The organism is Chromohalobacter sp. 11-W (genome assembly GCF_029889905.1).
GTDB lineage: Bacteria > Pseudomonadota > Gammaproteobacteria > Pseudomonadales > Halomonadaceae > Chromohalobacter.
Map to the genome: position 1 here is coordinate 193,070 of NZ_JARANZ010000006.1, position 19,104 is coordinate 212,173.

The window sequence follows — 19,104 nt, forward strand, 5'->3', positions numbered from 1 at the left end:
CTCAGTTGCGGAAAACCCGCACACCCATGGCCTTGAGGTAAGCGGTTTCGGGAATCGCAGGATGCACGGGATGATCCGGTCCCTGGTGGCCCTGATAGATGACCTGCCCGTGACGGTCCTGATGGCGCACCGCGCCGCGCACGCACTCCATCAAACGCTCCGGCGCCAAGTGCATCGAGCATGACGCCGAGAGCAACATGCCGTCGCGCCCTAGCAGCCGAATCGCCTCACGATTGAGCCGCGAGTAGGCGCGCTCGCCGTTGGGGATGTCCTTGCGTTTCTTGATGAACGCCGGCGGATCGAGCACGATCACATCAAACTGCTCGCCTTCCGCCTTGAGGGCTGCCAATGCCTCGAAAGCCTCGCCCTCACCGACGGCCACTTGCTCGGCCAGGCCGTTAAGCGCAGCGTTCTCGGCCACACGCTCCAGGGCCTGAGCGGAACTATCCACGCACAGCACCTCGCTAGCGCCATGTGCAGCCGCCTGAACGCCCCAGCCGCCTATATAGCTGAACACGTCCAGCACGCGCTTGCCGGCGACCAGGCCATTGAGCCATGCCCGGTTGGCGCGATGATCGAAGAACCACCCGGTTTTCTGGCCATCGAGCACCGGCACCACGAAGCGCACACCGTTTTCCTCGAGCAGCACTTGGTCAGGCAACTCACCATAGGCCACCTCGACCTCGTCGCCGAGCTGTTCCTGGCGACGCCCGGAGGAATCGTTCTTGAACACGATGGCGCGCGGCGCCAGCACTTTCTCGAGCGCGGCGACGATCTCGTCGCGCAGCCGATCCATGCCCACGGTATTGAGTTGCACGACCAGCACGTCATCGAAACGATCAACGATGAGCCCCGGCAATAGATCGCCCTCGCCATACACCAGGCGATAGAAAGGCTTGGCGAACATCCGCGCACGTAGGCTCAACGCCTGTTTGAAGCGGTGGACCAACAGCGAACGGTCGAGACGCACATCGACATCCCGCGACACGATACGCGCGCAGATCAGCGAATGCGGATTGACGTAGGCGATGCCCATCGGCTTGCCATTGGCAGCCTCGATGACCGCCTGGGCGCCCGGTTCGAAATCCTTCAGCGGCGTGGTCGCGATATCGATCTCGTTGGAATAGAGCCATAAATGGCCCGCCTTGAGACGACGGTCGGCGTTTTTCTTGAGGCGTAGACGTTCGGTCACGGAAAACCTCTTGGCAAAGACATCGCGCGGCGCAAAGCGCTCAGCGCTGACAGTGAGGACAAAAAACGCTGGCCCGCTGCCCCAGCGTAGCCAAGCGTAAAGGCTCGCCGCAACGCCGACAGGGCGCTTCTTGCCGCCCATAGACGTTGAGGCGCTGAGCGAAATAACCGGGCTCGCCGGTGCCGCTGACGAAGTCGCGAAGCGTCGTACCGCCCTGCGTGATCGCCGCCGCCAGCACCTCGCGTGCCGCCTCGGCCAGGCGCTCATAGCGCTCGCGAGAGATACGTCCCGCCGCACGCCGAGGGTCGATCCCCGCCAGGAACAACGCTTCGCTGGCGTAGATATTGCCAACCCCCACCACCACGGCGTTATCCATCAGGAAGGGCTTGACGGCAATGCGCCGCTTGCGTGACAGCCGATAGAGACGCTCGCCGTCGAAATCCGGCGACAACGGCTCGGGGCCCAGACGCACCAGGCGCGGATCGTCGACCGGCGAGCCCTGCAACCAATCGACGAAGCCGAAACGACGAGGGTCGTGATAACGCAAAATCGCGCCATCCTCCACGACCAGGTCGACATGATCGTGCTTTCTGGGCATATCGCCGAGACGCGCCACGCGCAGGCTCCCGGACATTCCCAGATGCCATAACAAGGTATTCGCACCGACGGGCATGAGCAGATACTTGGCGCGCCGCCCTAGAGTACCGACTCGTTGGCCGACGAGCGAATCCGCCAGGTCATCCGGCACCGGGGTGCGTAGGCGCGGTTGGCGCACAATGACCTCACGAATCTCGCGTCCCTCTATATGGGGCGCAATACCGCGACGCGTCGTCTCGACTTCGGGGAGTTCGGGCATGCTGGCCTCCCGCCACCTTTCTTGCTGGCATAAAAAAACCCGGAGCGACCCGGGTTTTTCAGACAGGTGAACATCACCTGAGGCGAAGGAGGGCCAAGATCACTTGATCTTGGCTTCCTTGTACATCACGTGCTTGCGGACGACCGGGTCGAATTTTTTCATTTCGAGCTTGTCCGGCGTGTTCCGCTTGTTCTTGTCGGTGGTGTAGAAATGGCCGGTTCCGGCGCTGGACACCATCTTGATCTTGTCACGCATGACTCGTTACTCCCTGTTTGGACGCGCTGTTTAGACGCGATCACCACGCTTGCGGATATCGCTGAGCACTTCTTCGATGCCTTTCTTGTCGATGATGCGCATGCCCTTGGAGGAAACGCGCAGCTTGACGAAGCGCTTTTCGGCTTCCACCCAGAAACGATGGGTGTGCAAGTTCGGCAAGAAGCGACGACGTGTTCTCCGCTGGGAGTGAGAAACATTGTTACCAGTCACCGGGCGCTTGCCGGTAACCTGACATACTTGGGACATGGAAGCCTCCAACCACTGGCGAGTTGTTCAAAACCTGTCGGGCAAACCGGGAATGGCAGGCTACCGCCTTCTGCCCTGATTCAAAGGGCGTACTTTATACCAGACGTCAAGCCTTGCCGCAAGCTTGCGGAGGCTCGACGGACGGCCAGCCTGGCATCGCGGAAACGGCCTCAAAGCCATCCGCGTTCGGCAAACGATATTACCTCACCATCGCCGACGACGAAATGATCCAGCACACGGATCTCGAACAGCCCCAATGCGTCCTTGAGCCGCTGGGTGATCCGACGATCGGCGTCACTCGGCTCGGCCACCCCCGAAGGGTGGTTGTGGGCAAAGATCAGCGCCCCGGCGTTGAGCGCCAGCGCCCGGCGCGATACCTCACGCGGGTAGACGGATGCACTATCGAGCGTGCCTTCCGAGAGCGTCTCGAAACGGATTACGCGGTGCTGCGTATCCAGAAACAATGCCGCGAACGCTTCGTGGGGCAAGTGACGCAACTGCGAGGTCAAGAACTGGCGCACCAAGGCCGGCGACGTCAGGGCGCCGCCACGTTCCAGCAAGCTCCCCAGGTGGCGCCGCGACAGCTCCAGGGAGGCCTGAAGCTGCACATACTTGGCCTCCCCCAGACCGTGCTCCGCGCAAAAGCGCGCCTGATCGGCCTCCAGCAACGGCCGCAGACCTCCGAAAGCGACCAGCAGGTCACGCGCAAGGTCCACCGCCGAGCGCCCCTTCACGCCCACACGTAGGAAAATCGCCAGCAACTCAGCATCCGACAGCACCGGCGCCCCCAGAGTGAGCAACTTTTCACGCGGGCGTTCGCCTTCCGGCCAATCGCGTATCCCCATCGCCAGTTTCCCCTCAGGTTGCGGATGTCACGGCATACCCAGACACAATATCAGAAATATCTCATTAAATAGCACTATCGCACGCCGATCCCCCCAACCAAAGTTGCATCGCATGATTGTCTAACCTGACTACCATACTAGTCATACAACGCATCGATTCAGGATCTTCACATGACGCCATCGCTGCTCGCGCTCTGGGACGAACAGCCCGACGGTAATGTTCGTCACCGCCTCTATGCGGTCCTGCGCCAATCGATCATTCGCATGACGTTGGCGCCCGGCCAGGCACTGTCGGAAAAAGAGATCGCCGATACCTTCGCGGTCAGCCGGCAACCCGTACGCGAAGCTTTTATTCGACTCTCGGAGGCCGGCCTGATCGAGGTACGTCCCCAGCGCGGTACTTACGTCGTGCACATTTCTCAAGCCGATGTCATGGAGGCACGTTTCGTCCGCGAAGCCATCGAGATCGCGGTCGCACGAGATGCCGCCGAACAGGGGCTCGCCCCAGTGGTACGCGATGAGCTTCACGAACTCATCGACCGCCAGCAACGCTGCATCGAGACGCAGGACCATGACCGTTTCTACCGTCTCGACGAAGCATTCCACCGTACCCTCGCGCTAGAGACTGGACACGACGCCGCCTGGCGCGTGACACAGGAGGTCAAGGCACAACTCGACCGCGTGCGCTACCTGAGCGTGCCGGACGCCACGCCGATTAAGAAGCTGATCGATCAGCACACCCACATTCTCGAAAGCATCATTGCGCGCGACCCCGAGGCTGCCGAAAAGGCCGTGAGGGAACACCTGCGCGAAATACTCAGCTCACTGCCAAACCTCGTCGAACGCTTCCCCGAACTCTTCGCGTCCACCCCGGCCGGTGGTCGTCGAACCTCGCTGCATTCTGGAGTCAGTGCATGAAGATTCGCGACGCCTATACCATCGTCACCTGCCCCGGCCGCAACTTCGTGACGCTCAAGATCGTCACCGACGCGGGTATTCACGGGATCGGCGATGCCACTCTCAATGGTCGTGAGATGGCTGTGGCAGCCTATCTCGACGAACACATCGTCCCCGCGCTGATAGGCCGCGACGCCAGCCGCATCGAAGATACCTGGCAGTATCTTTATCGCGGCGCCTACTGGCGGCGTGGCCCAGTGACCATGACCGCCATCGCCGCCGTCGACATGGCGCTATGGGACATCAAGGCCAAGGCCGCAGGCATGCCGCTTTATCAGTTACTCGGCGGCAAAAGCCGTGAGCGCGTAATGGCCTACGCTCACTGCACCGGCCAGGAAATCGATGACTGCCTCGAGGAAGTCGCCCGTCATGTCGAGCAGGGCTATCGCGCAGTGCGCGTCCAGGCCGGCGTGCCGGGGATCAAGACCACCTACGGCGTGGCCAAGAATCCCGGCGAGCGTTACGAGCCGGCCGACTCCTCACTGCCTGCCGAGCACGTCTGGAGCACCGAGAAGTACCTTAACCATGCCCCCAAGCTGTTCGCCGCAGTACGCGAGCGCTTCGGCGACGAGCTGCACGTCTTGCACGACGTCCATCATCGCCTGACGCCGATCGAAGCAGCGCGATTGGGCAAAGCCGTCGAACCCTATCACCTGTTCTGGCTGGAAGACTGCGTGCCGGCCGAGAACCAGGAAAGCCTGCGCCTGATCCGTGAACACACCACCACGCCGCTGGCAATCGGCGAGGTCTTCAACTCGATCCACGACTGCCGCGAGATGATCCAGAACCAGTGGATCGACTATATCCGCATGCCGCTCACCCACGGCGGCGGTATCACCGCGATGCGCCGCGTCGCCGATTTGGCTGCGCTTTATCATGTGCGTACCGGCTTCCATGGCCCCACCGACCTATCGCCGGTATGTCTGGGCGCGGCGATTCACTTCGACACCTGGGTACCCAATTTCGGCATTCAGGAACACATGCCCCACGACCCACTCACCGATGAGGTCTTCCCCCACGACTATCGCTTCGAGGACGGCCATTTCCTGGTGGGCGAGTCTCCGGGACACGGCGTCGATATCGACGAGGAACGCGCGGCCCAGTACCCCTACAAACGCGCCAGTCTGCCGGTCAACCGTCTGGAAGACGGCACGCTCTGGCACTGGTAATCCCGTTTATCCGTCATCCCGTTCCCAGTTAAAGAGTGGAGTCCGTCATGAAAGCCTTTGAGGTTCGCGCCCCTCACGATTTCAGTATCGTTGACATCGATGCCCCGCAAGCCGCCGCTGGCGAGGTGAGCGTCGGCGTCGCCTTCGCCGGCATCTGCGGCTCGGACATGCACATCATTCACGGCGACAACGCCTTCGTGCGCTTCCCGCGGATCACCGGCCACGAGTTCGCCGGCGTCGTCGAAGCGGTGGGCGACGGCGTGGAGGGCTTCTCGGTGGGGGACCGGGTATGCATCGATCCGGTCATCAACTGCGGCGAGTGCTACCCGTGCCGTATCGGTCGGCCCAACGTCTGCAGCGCCATGCAGGTGATCGGCGTGCACCGCAACGGCGGCTTCGCCAACCAGGTCAGCGTTCCCGCCGCCAATGCCCACCGGCTGCCCGAGAACATCGCTCTCGATCAAGCCGCGCTGGTCGAGCCCTACACCATCGCCTGTAACGTCCTCGACCGGATGCAACCGTACGACGGCGATCCTCTGCTGATCCTCGGCGCCGGTGTGATCGGCCTGACGATCCTCCAGGTCGCCCGAGCCAAAGGGCTCACTGACATAACCGTTTGCGACGTCATCGACGACCGGCTGGATGTCGCCCGCTCACTGGGCGCCAGCCACACCGTCAACGGTCAGCGGGAAGATCTCGAGGCCGTGATGGCCGAGCGCACTCGCGGCGAGGGCGTGCCGTTGATCGCCGACGCCGCCTGCGTGCCGGCGCTGTTCCCTCAGCTCGCGCGGATCGCCTCGCCGGCCGGACGTATTGGCTTACTGGGTTTCAACACGACGCCCAGCGATCTGGTCCAGCTCGAGGTGATCAAGAAGGAGCTGAGCATCGTCGGCTCACGACTCAACAACCGCAAGTTCCCCGAAGTCATCGAGATGCTCGCCAGCGGGCGGCTCGATGCCACGGCGCTGGTCAGCCACCGGCTGCCCTTCGCTGAGATGGGTGAGGCGATCCACATGATCGACCATTACCCGGAACGCGTGTGCAAGGTACTCATCGAGCTCGATGCCTGAAGCGTTAAACGATTCGACCCCTCGCACTCGCCCACGACCGACTGCAAACCACTACTCAACAAACCACTACTCAACGCTCAACAACAACAGCCATCAATCAGAGTCAGGAGTGAACGTCATGCTCAAACAGCTACTCGCCAGCGCCGTTATCGGCTCAAGCATACTCGCCGCCCCGTTCGCCACCGCCGCGGATTACACCCTCAAGTTCGGCCACCTGGCCAACGAAGAAAACATCTGGAACAAAGCCGCCGAGCGCTTCAAACAAGTCGTCGAAGAGGAATCCGACGGCCGCATCGACGTACAGATATTTCCCAACGAGCAGTTGGGCACCGAGATGGAAGTCATCAACAGCATTCAACTCGGCACCGCTGATATGACCATCACCGGGGAAAGCTTGCAGAACTGGGCCCCCAAGGCGGCGATGATGGCCGTGCCCTACGCCTTCCGCGACTCCGAGCATCTGCGCAAGGCAGTCGAGGGCGATATCGGCAAGCAGATCGAACAACAGATAGAGGAGAAAGCCGGCCTGGTACCGATCGCCTGGTTCGAACGCGGCCCGCGTGAGCTGACGTCCAACCGGCCGATCAAGAAGCCCTCTGACCTTGACGGCTTGCGTTTGCGCGTACCCAACGTGCCGCTGTTCGTCGATACCTGGCAGGCGCTTGGCGCCAAGCCCACGCCGATGGCCTTCAGCGAGGTGTTCACATCGCTGCAACAGGGCACCATCGATGGTCAGGAGAACCCCCTGTCGCTGATCGAAAGCGCCAGCTTCAATGAGGTTCAGGACTACGTGAACGTGACCGATCACGTGCGTAGCTGGATCTACGTGGTGATCGGCAAGAAAAAGCTCGAGTCAATGCCGGAGGACCTGCAAGAGGTGGTCCTCGATGCGGCTCAGCAGATGCAGTCCTATGAGGCGAAACTCTTCACCGAGGACCAGAAGCGTCTGCGCGATGCGCTCGAAGAGGCAGGCATGGAGTTCGTCGAGGTCGATCAAAAAGCCTTCGCCGAGGCAGCCGAACCGGCCGTCAAAGCGTCGCTCGACGACGAACAGCAAAAGCTCTATGAGGCGATCCAGGACCTCTGATCGGGCACATTCCCCACGCCGGGGCTGGGCATGACAGCCCCGGCACTCTGCCGACTCGCCGAGGAATATTCCTGATGAGCGATTCCGATTCCATATCGAGCGATCCGCTGCACGACATCGCCGAGATTCCCCCCCTCGGTGGTCTCTGGGGGCGATTGGTCAACGGGCTCGACCGCCTGTTCGCCCTACTCGCATCGCTGGCGCTGATAGCCATCGCCGCGGTGGTGATCCTGCAGATCGTCTCCCGAGTGGCGCTGCCTAGCTCCCCGGCCTGGACCGAGGAACTGTCGCGCTACCTGTTCATCTACATGGTGGCGCTGTCGGCCGGCCTCGTCCTGCGCCGCAACCGCCACGTCAACGTCGAACTTTTCCAGCATCTACTAGGCCGGCGCAGCCAGTTGGTCTACCGAGCGCTATGTTGTTTGATCGTGGGCGTCTTCTCAGCGTGGATGATTCCCTACGCCATGCAATTCGCCCAGGTAGGCGCCTTCCAGACCTCGCCGACTCTCGAGGTCCACATGCACTATATCTTCTTCTCGACCGTCGCCTTGTTCGGCCTGTCCGCCCTGTATGCGGCGATCGGCTTGATCGAGGCCGGAGTGGCCATTGCGCGCGGCGGATCGACCCATACCGGGGAGACGCCGTAATGGAAGTCGCCGTCCTGTTCTGCGTATTTCTTGTGCTGCTGCTGGTGGGTATCCCCATCGCCTTTTCGCTGGGCATCGCCTCACTTTCTTATCTGCTGCTATCGGACATCTCGCTGACCATCGTTCCGCAACGCATGTACGGTGGCATCGATACCTTCGTGCTGCTGTGCATTCCCGGTTTCGTGCTGGCCGGCAACCTGATGAACGTCGGCAACATTACCGATCATATCGTGCGTTTCGCGAACGCCTTGGTGGGCCATATCCGCGGTGGCCTGGGGCTCGCCAACGTGGGCGGCTCGATGATCTTCGGCGGTATCTCCGGCACCGCGGTGGCCGATGCGGCAAGCATCGGTTCGGTGATGATCCCCGGTATGTCCCGAGCCGGCTACGACAAGCCCTTCGCCGCCGCAGTGACCGCCGCCTCGTCGACGGTGGGCCCCATCATTCCCCCCAGCGTACCGATGATCATCGCCGGCTCGCTATCCGGCGTCTCGGTCGGCCGGATGTTTCTGGCCGGCGCCATTCCAGGCTTATTGCTGGGCCTGGCGATGATGATCACCGTGTACATCCTGGCGGTGAAGCGCGGCTACCCGCGCGAGAAGCGTTCGACCTTCAAGGAACTGATCAAGGAAGGGCGCAGCGCGTTCTGGGCGCTGATGATGACCTTCATCATTCTCTACGGCATCATCGGCGGCTTCTTTACGCCCACCGAGGCGTCTATCGTCGCCAGCCTATACGCCTTGATAATCGGCATGTTCGTCTACAAGGGGATTACCTGGCGCAACCTGCCACAGATCGTCGTCGATACGGTACTGACCTCTGGCTCGTTAATGCTGCTGGTGGGCTTAGCCAACCTGTTCGGCTGGATTCTCACCAGCCAGCAGATCCCGCAGATGATCGCCGACCAGATCCTGAGCTTTAGCGCGAATCCCATCGTGGTCATCCTGATACTCAACCTGATCCTGCTGGTGGTCGGCACCTTCATGGAAACCATCGCCGCACTGATCATTCTGTTCCCCGCGCTACTGGGAGTGGCCACCGGCGTGGGCATGGACCCAGTGCATTTCGGCCTCATGGCAGTGCTTAACCTGATGATCGGACTGACCACACCACCCCTCGGGGTCTGCCTGTTCGTCGTCTCGGGTATCGGCAAGCTGCCGATGCTGCGTGTGGCTCGCGCCATCGTGCCGTTTCTGATCTGCAACCTGGTGGTGCTGCTACTGGTGTCCTATGTGCCGGCCCTTTCGCTGTGGCTGCCCAACCTGCTGATGGGAGACTGATCGACCATGACCCCAACATCGATACCCTGCACGCACGCGCCAGCCACGGTGGGCATCGTCCACCTCGGCCTGGGCGCCTTTCACCGCGCCCACCAAGCGGTCTACCTGGAGCGTAACCTGGCCCGCCATGATGGCGGCCCGTGGGGTATCGCCAGCGCCAACCTGCGTTCCAACCGCCAGCTCGTCGAACTGATGCGCGAACGCGATCAGCGCTATCACGTCGCCGAATACACAGACAGCGAAACCCTGACCCTGCGCGAGGTCGCGGCGATCCGCGAGACGCTCTATGCGGGTCCCGGCGGCGAGGATCTCGAGGCCCTGCTGGGGCGCATGAGCGAACCCGCCGTGCGTATCGTCACGCTGACCGTGACCGAGAAGGGCTACCACCTCGACCCGGCGAACGGACGGCTGCTGCTCGACGCTGAGCCGATTCGCCACGACATCGCCAACCCCACACAACCGCGGACCGCACCGGGCATGCTGGTCGAAGCGCTGGCTAGGCGATTCACGGCCAATACCCCCGCGTTCACGGTGCTGTGCTGCGACAACATGCCCGATAATGGCCAGCGCACGCGCCGCGCGGTGATCGAACTGGCCCATCAGCGCGATCCCTCACTCGCCGCATGGATCGCCGACGCCGTGGCCTTTCCCTCGAGCATGGTCGACCGCATCGTCCCGGCGATGAGCGATGTCGAGTTCGAGCGCTTGCGCACACTGGGTATCGACGACCCCGCCGCAGTGGCCTGCGAGTCTTTCAGCCAATGGGTGATCGAAGACGACTTTCCCCAAGGGCGTCCCGATTGGCAGCACGACGGCGTGCAGATGGTCGCCGACGTCGCGCCCTTCGAGGCCATGAAGCTACGCATGCTCAACGGCAGCCACTCGCTGCTCGCCTACCTGGGCGCGCTGGCAGGCATCGAGACAGTGGCAGAAGCCGTCGGTCGTCCGGAATTCGCCGCCCTGCTTCGCGGCTACATGCGCCGCGAAGCCGCACCGACGTTGGCCATGCCAGCGGACACCGATCTCGAGGCCTACGCCGATAGCTTGCTGAGCCGGTTCACCAACGACAGCCTGCGGCACCGCCTGCAGCAAATCGCCATGGATGGGTCTCAGAAACTGCCCCAACGCTGGCTCGACGGCGCCCGGAAACAGCTCGACGCCGGGGGCGAAATCGCTTGCACGGCGCTCGGCGTGGCGGCCTGGATCCGCTATACCGCTGGCAACAATCTGGCAGGCGAGAGCCACTCGGTCGACGATCCGATGGCCGGCTCCTTCGCCGCGTTGCATGCCGAACACGACAAGCCCGAGTCACTGATCGCCGCATTCCTCGCCATCGACGCCATCTTTCCGCACGAACTGGCCGTCGACGCGCGCTTCTCCAGCGCGGTGCTCGACGCCTACCGCACGCTGACCGAGCGCGGCGTCATAGCGGCCCTGGCCGACCTCGACGCCCCGACACGATAGGAGACGATCATGGAACACACCTGGCGCTGGTTCGGGCCCGACGACCCGATCACCCTCGACGACATCCGCCAGACCGGGGCTACCGGCATCGTCACCGCTCTGCACGAAATCCCCAACGGTGAAACCTGGCCTCGTGAGGCGATTGCCGAGCGCAAGCGCTTGATCGAGGCCGCCGGGCTCACCTGGTCGGTGGTCGAAAGCGTGCCGGTCCACGAGGATATCAAGAAGGCCAGCGGCGACTGCGATGTCTACATCGCCAACTACCAGCAGACGCTGCGTAACCTGGCCGCCTGCGGTATCGACGTGGTCTGCTACAACTTCATGCCAGTACTCGACTGGACGCGTACCGACCTGGCCTGGCCGCTACCCACCGGCGGCACGGCGCTGCGCTTCGACCAGACAGCGTTCGCCGCCTTCGATCTTTACCTGCTCGAGCGTCCCGGCGCCGAGCGCGACTACGATGCCGCCGAACGCGAGGCCGCGCGTGGCTATCTCGAAACGCTCGACGCAACGGCGCGCCAGAGACTGATCGACACCATCATCGCCGGGCTACCCGGCGCCGAAGAGCACTACACCCTGGCACGTTTTCGCCAGGTGATCGCCGAGTATGCCGAGATCGATGCCGCCCGCTTGCGCGCCAATCTCGGCCACTTTCTGAGCGCCATCGTGCCGGTGGCCGAGGAGGTCGGCATTCGCCTGGCGATCCACCCCGATGACCCGCCCCGCTCACTGTTCGGCCTACCACGCGTGGTCTCGACGCCCGACGACGTTGAGTGGATCCTCGATGCCGCCCCCAGCCCGGCCAACGGCCTGACCTTCTGCACGGGTTCCTATGGTGTCAGCGAAGCCATCGATCTGGTGGCAATAGGCGAGCGTTTCGCCTCGCGCATCTACTTCACCCACCTGCGCGCCACGAAGCGCGAGGCCGACCCGCGGACCTTCCACGAAGCCGCGCATCTCGACGGCGACGTCGACATGGTCGGCGTGATCAAGGTCCTGATCGATGAGGAGCGTCGCCGCGAGCGTGACGGCGGGCCGCGTCTGCCGCTGCGCCCGGACCACGGCCATCATCTGCTCGACGATCTCAATCGCGATACCCGCCCGGGTTACCCGCTGATCGGGCGTCTCAAGGGGTTGGCAGAATTGCGAGGAATAGAAATCGCGGTTCGCCGCTTATCTCTGTAGGGCAGGGTTGGCCGCGGCTTAGTGAAACGGCTTTCCCTGTAAAGCGTGCGGCTAGTATAGGGCTGGCCGCTATTCCATGGAGTCAGCGAAATGAAAGTACAAAAAGATCGGGAACAACAAAGCTCAAGCACCCCTGAAAACAACTCCGGCCTCTCCAGACGCTCGTTCTTACAAGCTGTCGGTGTTGGTGCAGCCTGGGCAGCGACGGCACACGGCGCCTTCGCACAGAACACGGGCTCGACGGAGTCGCCTGCTAATGGGCAGTATGTGTATGTCGGTACTTACTCATCACCAAACACGGCTCCCGGTGGCGTCAGCCCAAGTCAGGCCGAGGGCATCTACGTCTACAAGATGAATCTTGAAACCGGCAACCTTAGCCACGTCCAGACGATAAAAGCCGACAATCCTTCTTTTTTGGCCATGGCGCCATCGGAACGCTATCTTTACTGTGTCAATGAGCTTGGCGGGGACGACGCAGGAGAACCGCTAGGACGTGTCAGCGCTTATAAAATCGATCAGCAAAGTGGCCGGCTTTCGCTGATCAATTCACGTTCAACTCACGGTACTTGTCCCTGCTACTGTGCCGTCCACCTCTCTGAAAACTATCTATTTGCGGCCAATTACGGCACGGGCAACTTTTCCGTATTTCCGCTTGGTGCTGACGGTGACATTGAACCGATGAGCGATCAATTTCAGGCGTCAGGCAATGGAACCGGGCCCGACCCTGTCCGGCAGGAAGGCCCGCATGCGCACATGATGCTATCCAACCCCGGTGCTCAGCATGTCTTCGGCGTGGATCTAGGAGGAGATTCCATTCTTGCTTGGGAGATCGAACAAGCTACTGGCAAGCTAATGCCGGGGCCCGTTCCCCATGCTAACGTGCCATCTGGCAGCGGCTGTCGCCACCTCGTATTTCACCCCGATGATAATCGTGCATACGTCATCAACGAGCTTTCTTCCACAATCGATGTCTTCGATTTCGAGCCACGGAGGGGAGCATTCATCTGGTTACAATCAATATCGACTTTACCGCAAGACACCACGTTCACCCGCCCCTCATTCAACCCCGATAATCCAGGCGAAGTACCGACAGGGACGAATACGACGGCGGAGATCAGGATTCATCCGAGCGGTCGTTGGATCTACGCTACCAATCGCGGGATGGATAGCATCGCCATGTTTGCGGTTGACCCCAAATCTGGAAAACTGACCTCAGTAGGATGGCGCCAGAGTCAGGGCCAGATACCGCGAGGAATGAACATCGAGCCTGCGGGTAATTTTCTTTACGTGGGTAATCAGAATTCAGACACCATCGTGGTGTTTCGTATCAAGACGGATAACGGCCAACTCGAAGGCCCCATCCATATCATCGATAGCCCAGTTCCGGTCGACTTCGCATTCGGCCCCTTTGCACGGATTTGAGGGGAGTCGAGCGCAACGTTCCTAGTGACTGAATGCGGTGCTTTTTCTCTGTCGTGGCCTTAAAAATGTCAGCAGGTCCTGCGCCAGGGCCTTCAACGCAAGGCTCTGGCGTGGACGTCGTATCCTGTGTATCTGGCCGACTGCGCGCCTACTACCCACCAGAGTCGACCCCGTCAATATCTAGTAGGGGCAAACTGCTGCTGGATGACCTATCGCGCAAAACACGCCCGGGGTACCCGCTGATCGGGCGTCTCAAGGGGTTGGCAGAATTGCGAGGAGTAGAGATCGCCATCAAACAGCTGTGCGCTTGAAGCGGCGCCCGCTACGCAAAGCCGGGGCACGATGGTAAGGTGGAGGGCCTGCAAAACGGTCAGGATTCCCGCCATGCCAACACTCTTCGGCAAGCGCGTGTTACTCGGCATCAGCGCCGGTATCGCCGCTTACAAAAGCGCCCAGCTCGCTCGTCTATTGAAGAAGTCGGGCTGCGAGGTGCGCGTGGTCATGACCGAGGGCGCGCAGACGTTCATTACCCCGCTGACGCTTCAGGCACTCACCGGCGAAGCGGTGCGCACATCACTGCTCGACCCCGAGGCGGAAGCCGGCATGGGGCATATCGAGCTGGCGCGCTGGGCGGAAATGATCCTCGTCGCCCCGGCTACCGCCGATCTCATGGCACGCCTGGCGCATGGCCATGCCGACGATCTGCTCACCACGCTGTGCCTGGCCAGCGAGGCGGAATGCGTCATGGCACCGGCGATGAATCAAGCCATGTGGCGGCATCCGGCGACCCAAGCCAATGCCGCGACGTTGCGCACCCTGGGTTGGCGCCTGCTGGGCCCCGATGGTGGCGAGCAGGCATGTGGTGATGTCGGCCCCGGCCGCATGCGCGAACCGGACGCGCTGATCGCCGAGCTTTCGATGGCGCCCGAAGATGCGCCTAGCTCCATGGCGCCCGAGGGTGCGCCTAGCTCCACGGCGCCCGACGTCGCGCCGGCTGTACGCGATGCCGACACGTTGCGGGTCACGATCACCGCCGGGCCGACGCATGAGGCGCTCGATCCGGTGCGCTATCTCTCCAATCACAGCTCCGGCAAGATGGGCTACGCCCTGGCCGAAGCCTGGGCCCGACGTGGCGCCCGCGTGCGCTTGATCAGCGGCCCTGTCGCCCTGGCGACGCCCCCGGAGGTCGAGCGCGTCGATGTGACATCGGCCAGCGAGATGCTTACCGCCGCTGAGCATGTCGCCGCCGAGAGCGATATTTTCATCGGCTGCGCGGCGGTCGCCGACTACCGCGCCGAGCATGTCGCCGAACACAAGCTCAAGAAGACCGACGCCAGCGAGACGATGACGCTCACGCTGGTCAAGAACCCCGATATCGTGGCCGAGATCGCCGCGCGTTCACCGCGCCCGCTAGTGGTAGGCTTTGCCGCCGAGACCCGTGACGTAGAACGCTATGCGCGCGACAAGCTGACCCGCAAGGGCATGGATATGATCGTCGCCAACGATGTCTCCCAGGCCGGGCTCGGCTTCGGCGCCGACGACAATGCCGCCCTGTTGCTGTGGCGTGACGGCGATGACACCGACAGCCAAGCGCTGCCGCCACAACCCAAGACTACCCTGGCCGACGCCATCGTCGACCGGGTATTGACGCTTTACGCCCACCGCGCCCCCACGGCGCACGACTGACGGACCCATTCCCATGTCAGATGCCTCGTTGTCTTCCGACACCACCTTGTCGGTGAAGATTCTGGACGAACGCGTACACGACTTCCCGCTTCCCGGTTACGCCACCACCGGCAGCGCCGGCATGGACCTGCGCGCCTTGCTCGATGGCCCGCTGACGCTGGCGCCGGGCGACTGCGAACTGGTGCGCACCGGCCTCGCCGTGCACATCGGCGACCCGGGCCTTGCCGGCATGATCCTGCCGCGCTCCGGTCTGGGGCATAAGCATGGCATCGTGCTGGGCAATCTCGTCGGCCTGATCGACTCCGACTATCAAGGCGAACTGATGATCTCGGTCTGGAACCGCGGCAACCAGACGTTCGTTCTGGAACCGGGCGAGCGCTTGGCACAATATGTGCTTGTGCCCGTGGTACAGGCCAAGCTCGACATCGTCGAAGACTTCGCCGCCAGCGAGCGCGCTGGAGGTGGCTTCGGTCACTCCGGCCGTCATTGAGTTCGGGCGGGCGACGCTGACGGTCGCCCCGATGTTCACGGCCACACGGCCATCGACTTGAAGGGATTCACCATGAGCCAACAAGCTCCCAATACGTCCATCAGCGCGTCCATTTTCCGCGCCTATGACATTCGCGGCATCGTCGACGACAGCCTGACCGAGGAAGGCGTCGAGCTGATCGGCCGCGCCATCGGTGCCGAAGCCGCCAGCCGCGACGAAGCCACCGTGGTCGTCGCCCGTGACGGCCGCCACTCGGGTAAGCGCCTGCAGGCGGCCCTGATTCGCGGTCTGCGCGGTGCGGGACGCGATGTGATCGACATCGGCATGGTGCCCACGCCTGTGCTCTACTTCGCCACTCACACGCTGGAAGGCACCAGCTCCGGCGTCATGGTCACGGGCAGCCACAATCCGCCCGACTACAACGGCTTCAAGATAGTGCTGGGCGGCGAAACACTCTCCGGCGATGCCATCACCGCGCTTTATCAGCGCATCCAGGACGATGCGCTCGGCGAGGGGGAAGGCAGCCTGCGTGAAATGGATGTGCGCGAGGCGTATCTCGAACGCATCCTCGGCGATGTCAGCCTGAGTGGGAAAATCAAGGCCGTGGTCGACTGCGGCAACGGCGTGGCGGGTGAGCTCGGCCCGCAACTGATCGAGCGCCTGGGAGCGGACATGGTGCCGCTGTTCGCCGATATCGACGGCGATTTCCCCAATCACCACCCCGATCCCGGCAAGCTGGAAAACCTCGAGGACTTGATCCGCACCGTCAAGGAAACCGGCGCGGATATCGGCTTGGCCTTCGATGGGGACGGCGACCGCCTCGGCGTGGTCACGCCCAAGGGCGAGGTGATCTATCCTGACCGCCTGATGATGGCCTTCGCCGAGGACCTGCTCCAGCGTAGTCCCGGCGCGCGCATCATCTTCGACGTCAAGTGCACCGGCAACCTGGCCCAGGTGGTCGAGAACGCCGGCGGCACACCAGAGATGTGGCGCACCGGACACTCGCTGATCAAAGCGCGCATGAAAGAAACCGGCGCGGCGCTGGCCGGTGAGATGAGCGGTCATATCTTCTTCAAGGAACGCTGGTACGGCTTCGACGACGGCCTCTATGGCGCCGCCCGTTTGCTGGAGATCCTCTCGCGGCAACACTCTACACAAGGGCTCGACGCCGACGCCTTCTTTGAGCGCTTCCCGCAGGACCTCAGCACGCCAGAGCTCAATGCCCAGGTCAGCGACGAGAACAAGTTCGCCATCGTCGACAAGCTCGCTCGAGAAGGTGACTTCGGCGAGGATGGCGTAAAAACCACTCTCGATGGCATCCGGGTCGACTATGCCGACGGCTGGGGCCTGTGCCGCGCGTCCAATACTACGCCGATGTTGGTACTGCGCTTCGAGGGCAAGAGCGAGGAAGCCCTGGCACGCATTCAGGGCCAATTCCGCGACGCCCTCAAGCAGGTCGCCCCCGAGGCCGATCTACCCTTCTGACGCTCGGCGGCCGGTGCCTGAGCATCGGCCGCTTTCAAGGAGACAACTTTCATGAGTGAGCACGCACGCGACCCGCGTCTAGTGGTCGAGATCTTGTCGGAGGCGCTGCCTTACATCCAGCGTTTCTCCGGCAAGACCGTGGTAGTGAAGTACGGCGGCAACGCCATGACCGAGGACACCCTGATCGACTCCTTCGCCCGCGACATGGTGTTGATGAAGGAAGTCGGCATCAATCCGGTGGTGGTGCATGGTGGTGGTCCGCAGATCGGCGAGTTGCTCAAGCGTCTGAACATCGAGTCTCGCTTCGTCGGCGGCATGCGCGTCACCGATGCCGAAACCATGGACGTGGTCGAGATGGTACTCGGCGGGCTGGTCAACAAGAGCATCGTCAACCTGATCAATCGTAGCGGCGGCAAGGCCATCGGCTTGACCGGCAAGGACGGCGCACAGATCACCGCGCGCCAGTTACGCGTCGAGCATCAAAGCCCCGAGATGACCGCACCGGAAATCATCGATATCGGCCATGTCGGCGAGGTCGAGCACATCGCCACCGACCTCATCGAGATGCTCACCGCGCGCGATTTCATCCCCGTGATTGCGCCGATCGGCGTCGATGCCGAAGGTCACAGCTACAACATCAACGCCGACCTGGTCGCCGGCAAGGTCGCCGAAGCGCTGAGTGCCGAGAAGCTAATGCTGCTGACCAACGTCGCCGGGCTGATGAATGCCGAGGGCGAGGTCATGACGGGCCTTTCTACCGCCCAGGTGGACGCACTGATCGGCGATGGCACCATCCACGGCGGCATGCTGCCCAAGATTCGCTGCGCGCTGGATGCCGTCAAAGGCGGCGTGGCCAGTTCGCACATCATCGACGGTCGCGTACCGCACGCCACGCTACTGGAGATCTTCACCAATGCCGGGGTCGGCACGCTGATCACCGACATCGAAAGCGAAGGCGCCACAGACTGACACTTCTCCTCGCACCCGGGACGGTGCGCCGCGATGCGCGACGATTTGTCGGCATCCCGGCAGCCCATTAGGATGGGCTAACACGATTCCAATAGAAGAAAATCGATGACGCAGGAAACACCTAAGCAAACTCGCCGGGAGCAGATCCTCCAGGCGCTGGCGCTGATGTTGCAGGAGGACAGCGGCAAGCGGATCACGACCGCCGCGCTGGCCCGCCAGGTCGGCGTCAGCGAAGCCGCCCTCTACCGGCATTTCCCCAGCAAGGCGCGGATGTTCGAAGGGCTGATCGAATTCATAGAGGAGACGCTGTTCGAGCGCATCCGCCGCATTCTCGATGAGGAGCCGCAGGCACAGGCGCGCTGTCATCATATTCTGACACTGTTGTTGGGCTTCGCAGAAAAGAATCCCGGCTTGTGCCGGCTGCTCGGTGGCGACGCCTTGACCGGCGAAACCGCACGCTTGCGCGTGCGCATGACGCAGCTCTTCGACCGCCTGGAAACCCAGCTCAAGCAGATACTGCGCGAAGCCGAGATTCACGAAGGATTGCGCACCACGCTAAAAGTCTCGGCCGCTGCCAACCTGCTGCTGGCCACCGCCGATGGGCGCATCACGCAATATGTGCGCAGCGACTTTCGGCGTCTTCCCACCGAGCACTGGGAAGATCAGTGGCAGATGCTTTCCGCCCGCCTGCTGGTCGCCGCGCCGCACCCTGCCCACGTGTAGGCGCTGCATACGACAATGCCCGGCGCATGGCCGGGCATTGTTGCTTTCGCGCACT

19 protein-coding genes and 1 pseudogene are annotated in these 19,104 nt (G+C 62.4%); 15 read left to right on the top strand and 5 right to left on the bottom strand.

Translation table 11 applies throughout. The features are described 5' to 3' along the window. Nucleotide 1 precedes the first annotated feature (1 nt). From OP494_RS10515 to radC, 5 genes are all read right to left on the bottom strand, one after another. The gene (locus OP494_RS10515; protein WP_280540681.1) at nucleotides 2-1,192 is read right to left on the bottom strand and encodes a class I SAM-dependent rRNA methyltransferase; all 1,191 of its coding nucleotides are present in this window, start codon (nucleotides 1,190-1,192) and stop codon (nucleotides 2-4) included. A gap of 40 nt (nucleotides 1,193-1,232) precedes the next feature. Next, complete coding sequence (gene mutM / locus OP494_RS10520; RefSeq protein WP_280540682.1) at nucleotides 1,233-2,048, bottom strand: bifunctional DNA-formamidopyrimidine glycosylase/DNA-(apurinic or apyrimidinic site) lyase; 816 nt, start codon at nucleotides 2,046-2,048, stop codon at nucleotides 1,233-1,235. A gap of 99 nt (nucleotides 2,049-2,147) precedes the next feature. Then, complete coding sequence (gene rpmG / locus OP494_RS10525; protein ID WP_011508261.1) at nucleotides 2,148-2,303, bottom strand: 50S ribosomal protein L33; 156 nt, start codon at nucleotides 2,301-2,303, stop codon at nucleotides 2,148-2,150. Between the two features lie 30 nt (nucleotides 2,304-2,333). After that, nucleotides 2,334-2,570, bottom strand: coding sequence for a 50S ribosomal protein L28 (rpmB, locus tag OP494_RS10530; RefSeq protein WP_040243069.1), 237 nt, complete (start codon nucleotides 2,568-2,570; stop codon nucleotides 2,334-2,336). A 170-nt stretch (nucleotides 2,571-2,740) separates the two neighbouring features. After that, nucleotides 2,741-3,415 (bottom strand): DNA repair protein RadC, encoded by a 675-nt coding sequence (radC, locus tag OP494_RS10535; protein ID WP_280540684.1) that lies wholly within the window; start codon nucleotides 3,413-3,415, stop codon nucleotides 2,741-2,743. A 171-nt stretch (nucleotides 3,416-3,586) separates the two neighbouring features. Between radC and OP494_RS10540 the strand changes: the two genes are divergently transcribed. The 15 genes and pseudogenes from OP494_RS10540 to slmA all read left to right on the top strand — a co-directional run bounded on the left by OP494_RS10540 (nucleotide 3,587) and on the right by slmA (nucleotide 19,049). Next, complete coding sequence (locus tag OP494_RS10540; protein ID WP_280540685.1) at nucleotides 3,587-4,333, top strand: GntR family transcriptional regulator; 747 nt, start codon at nucleotides 3,587-3,589, stop codon at nucleotides 4,331-4,333. Beyond that, the gene (gene manD / locus OP494_RS10545; RefSeq protein ID WP_280540686.1) at nucleotides 4,330-5,541 is read left to right on the top strand and encodes a D-mannonate dehydratase ManD; all 1,212 of its coding nucleotides are present in this window, start codon (nucleotides 4,330-4,332) and stop codon (nucleotides 5,539-5,541) included. Before OP494_RS10540 ends, manD begins: the two co-directional genes overlap by 4 nt. Before the next feature lie 47 nt (nucleotides 5,542-5,588). Then, complete coding sequence (locus tag OP494_RS10550) at nucleotides 5,589-6,611, top strand: Zn-dependent oxidoreductase (RefSeq protein ID WP_280540687.1); 1,023 nt, start codon at nucleotides 5,589-5,591, stop codon at nucleotides 6,609-6,611. Nucleotides 6,612-6,729: 118 nt separating this feature from the next. Continuing rightward, on the top strand, nucleotides 6,730-7,698 hold the full coding sequence (locus OP494_RS10555; protein ID WP_280540689.1) for a TRAP transporter substrate-binding protein: 969 nt from the start codon (nucleotides 6,730-6,732) through the stop codon (nucleotides 7,696-7,698). A 74-nt stretch (nucleotides 7,699-7,772) separates the two neighbouring features. Beyond that, the gene (locus OP494_RS10560) at nucleotides 7,773-8,345 is read left to right on the top strand and encodes a TRAP transporter small permease (RefSeq protein ID WP_280540690.1); all 573 of its coding nucleotides are present in this window, start codon (nucleotides 7,773-7,775) and stop codon (nucleotides 8,343-8,345) included. Continuing rightward, entirely contained in the window at nucleotides 8,345-9,625 is a 1,281-nt protein-coding gene (locus tag OP494_RS10565; RefSeq protein WP_280540691.1) for a TRAP transporter large permease, read from the top strand. The genes OP494_RS10560 and OP494_RS10565 overlap by 1 nt, the downstream gene beginning before the upstream one ends. 6 nt (nucleotides 9,626-9,631) lie before the next feature. Beyond that, nucleotides 9,632-11,089, top strand: a complete 1,458-nt coding sequence (locus OP494_RS10570) for a mannitol dehydrogenase family protein (RefSeq protein WP_280540692.1) — start codon at nucleotides 9,632-9,634, stop codon at nucleotides 11,087-11,089. Nucleotides 11,090-11,098: 9 nt separating this feature from the next. Then, a complete protein-coding gene (gene uxuA, locus OP494_RS10575; protein WP_280540693.1) occupies nucleotides 11,099-12,274 on the top strand; it encodes a mannonate dehydratase in 1,176 nt (391 codons plus the stop codon). 90 nt (nucleotides 12,275-12,364) lie between these two features. Next, nucleotides 12,365-13,696, top strand: coding sequence for a lactonase family protein (locus tag OP494_RS10580; protein WP_280540694.1), 1,332 nt, complete (start codon nucleotides 12,365-12,367; stop codon nucleotides 13,694-13,696). A 197-nt stretch (nucleotides 13,697-13,893) separates the two neighbouring features. Further along, nucleotides 13,894-14,007, top strand: a pseudogene (locus OP494_RS17180) (mannonate dehydratase); the annotation flags it as partial. A gap of 73 nt (nucleotides 14,008-14,080) precedes the next feature. After that, nucleotides 14,081-15,382 (top strand): bifunctional phosphopantothenoylcysteine decarboxylase/phosphopantothenate--cysteine ligase CoaBC, encoded by a 1,302-nt coding sequence (gene coaBC / locus OP494_RS10590; protein WP_280540697.1) that lies wholly within the window; start codon nucleotides 14,081-14,083, stop codon nucleotides 15,380-15,382. 13 nt (nucleotides 15,383-15,395) lie between these two features. Beyond that, nucleotides 15,396-15,872 (top strand): dUTP diphosphatase, encoded by a 477-nt coding sequence (dut, locus tag OP494_RS10595; RefSeq protein ID WP_075367744.1) that lies wholly within the window; start codon nucleotides 15,396-15,398, stop codon nucleotides 15,870-15,872. Between the two features lie 72 nt (nucleotides 15,873-15,944). After that, nucleotides 15,945-17,357, top strand: a complete 1,413-nt coding sequence (locus OP494_RS10600) for a phosphomannomutase/phosphoglucomutase (RefSeq protein WP_280540698.1) — start codon at nucleotides 15,945-15,947, stop codon at nucleotides 17,355-17,357. A 51-nt stretch (nucleotides 17,358-17,408) separates the two neighbouring features. Then, a complete protein-coding gene (argB, locus tag OP494_RS10605; protein ID WP_280540699.1) occupies nucleotides 17,409-18,326 on the top strand; it encodes an acetylglutamate kinase in 918 nt (305 codons plus the stop codon). 105 nt (nucleotides 18,327-18,431) lie between these two features. Next, the gene (gene slmA / locus OP494_RS10610; protein WP_280540700.1) at nucleotides 18,432-19,049 is read left to right on the top strand and encodes a nucleoid occlusion factor SlmA; all 618 of its coding nucleotides are present in this window, start codon (nucleotides 18,432-18,434) and stop codon (nucleotides 19,047-19,049) included. Nucleotides 19,050-19,104 lie beyond the last annotated feature (55 nt).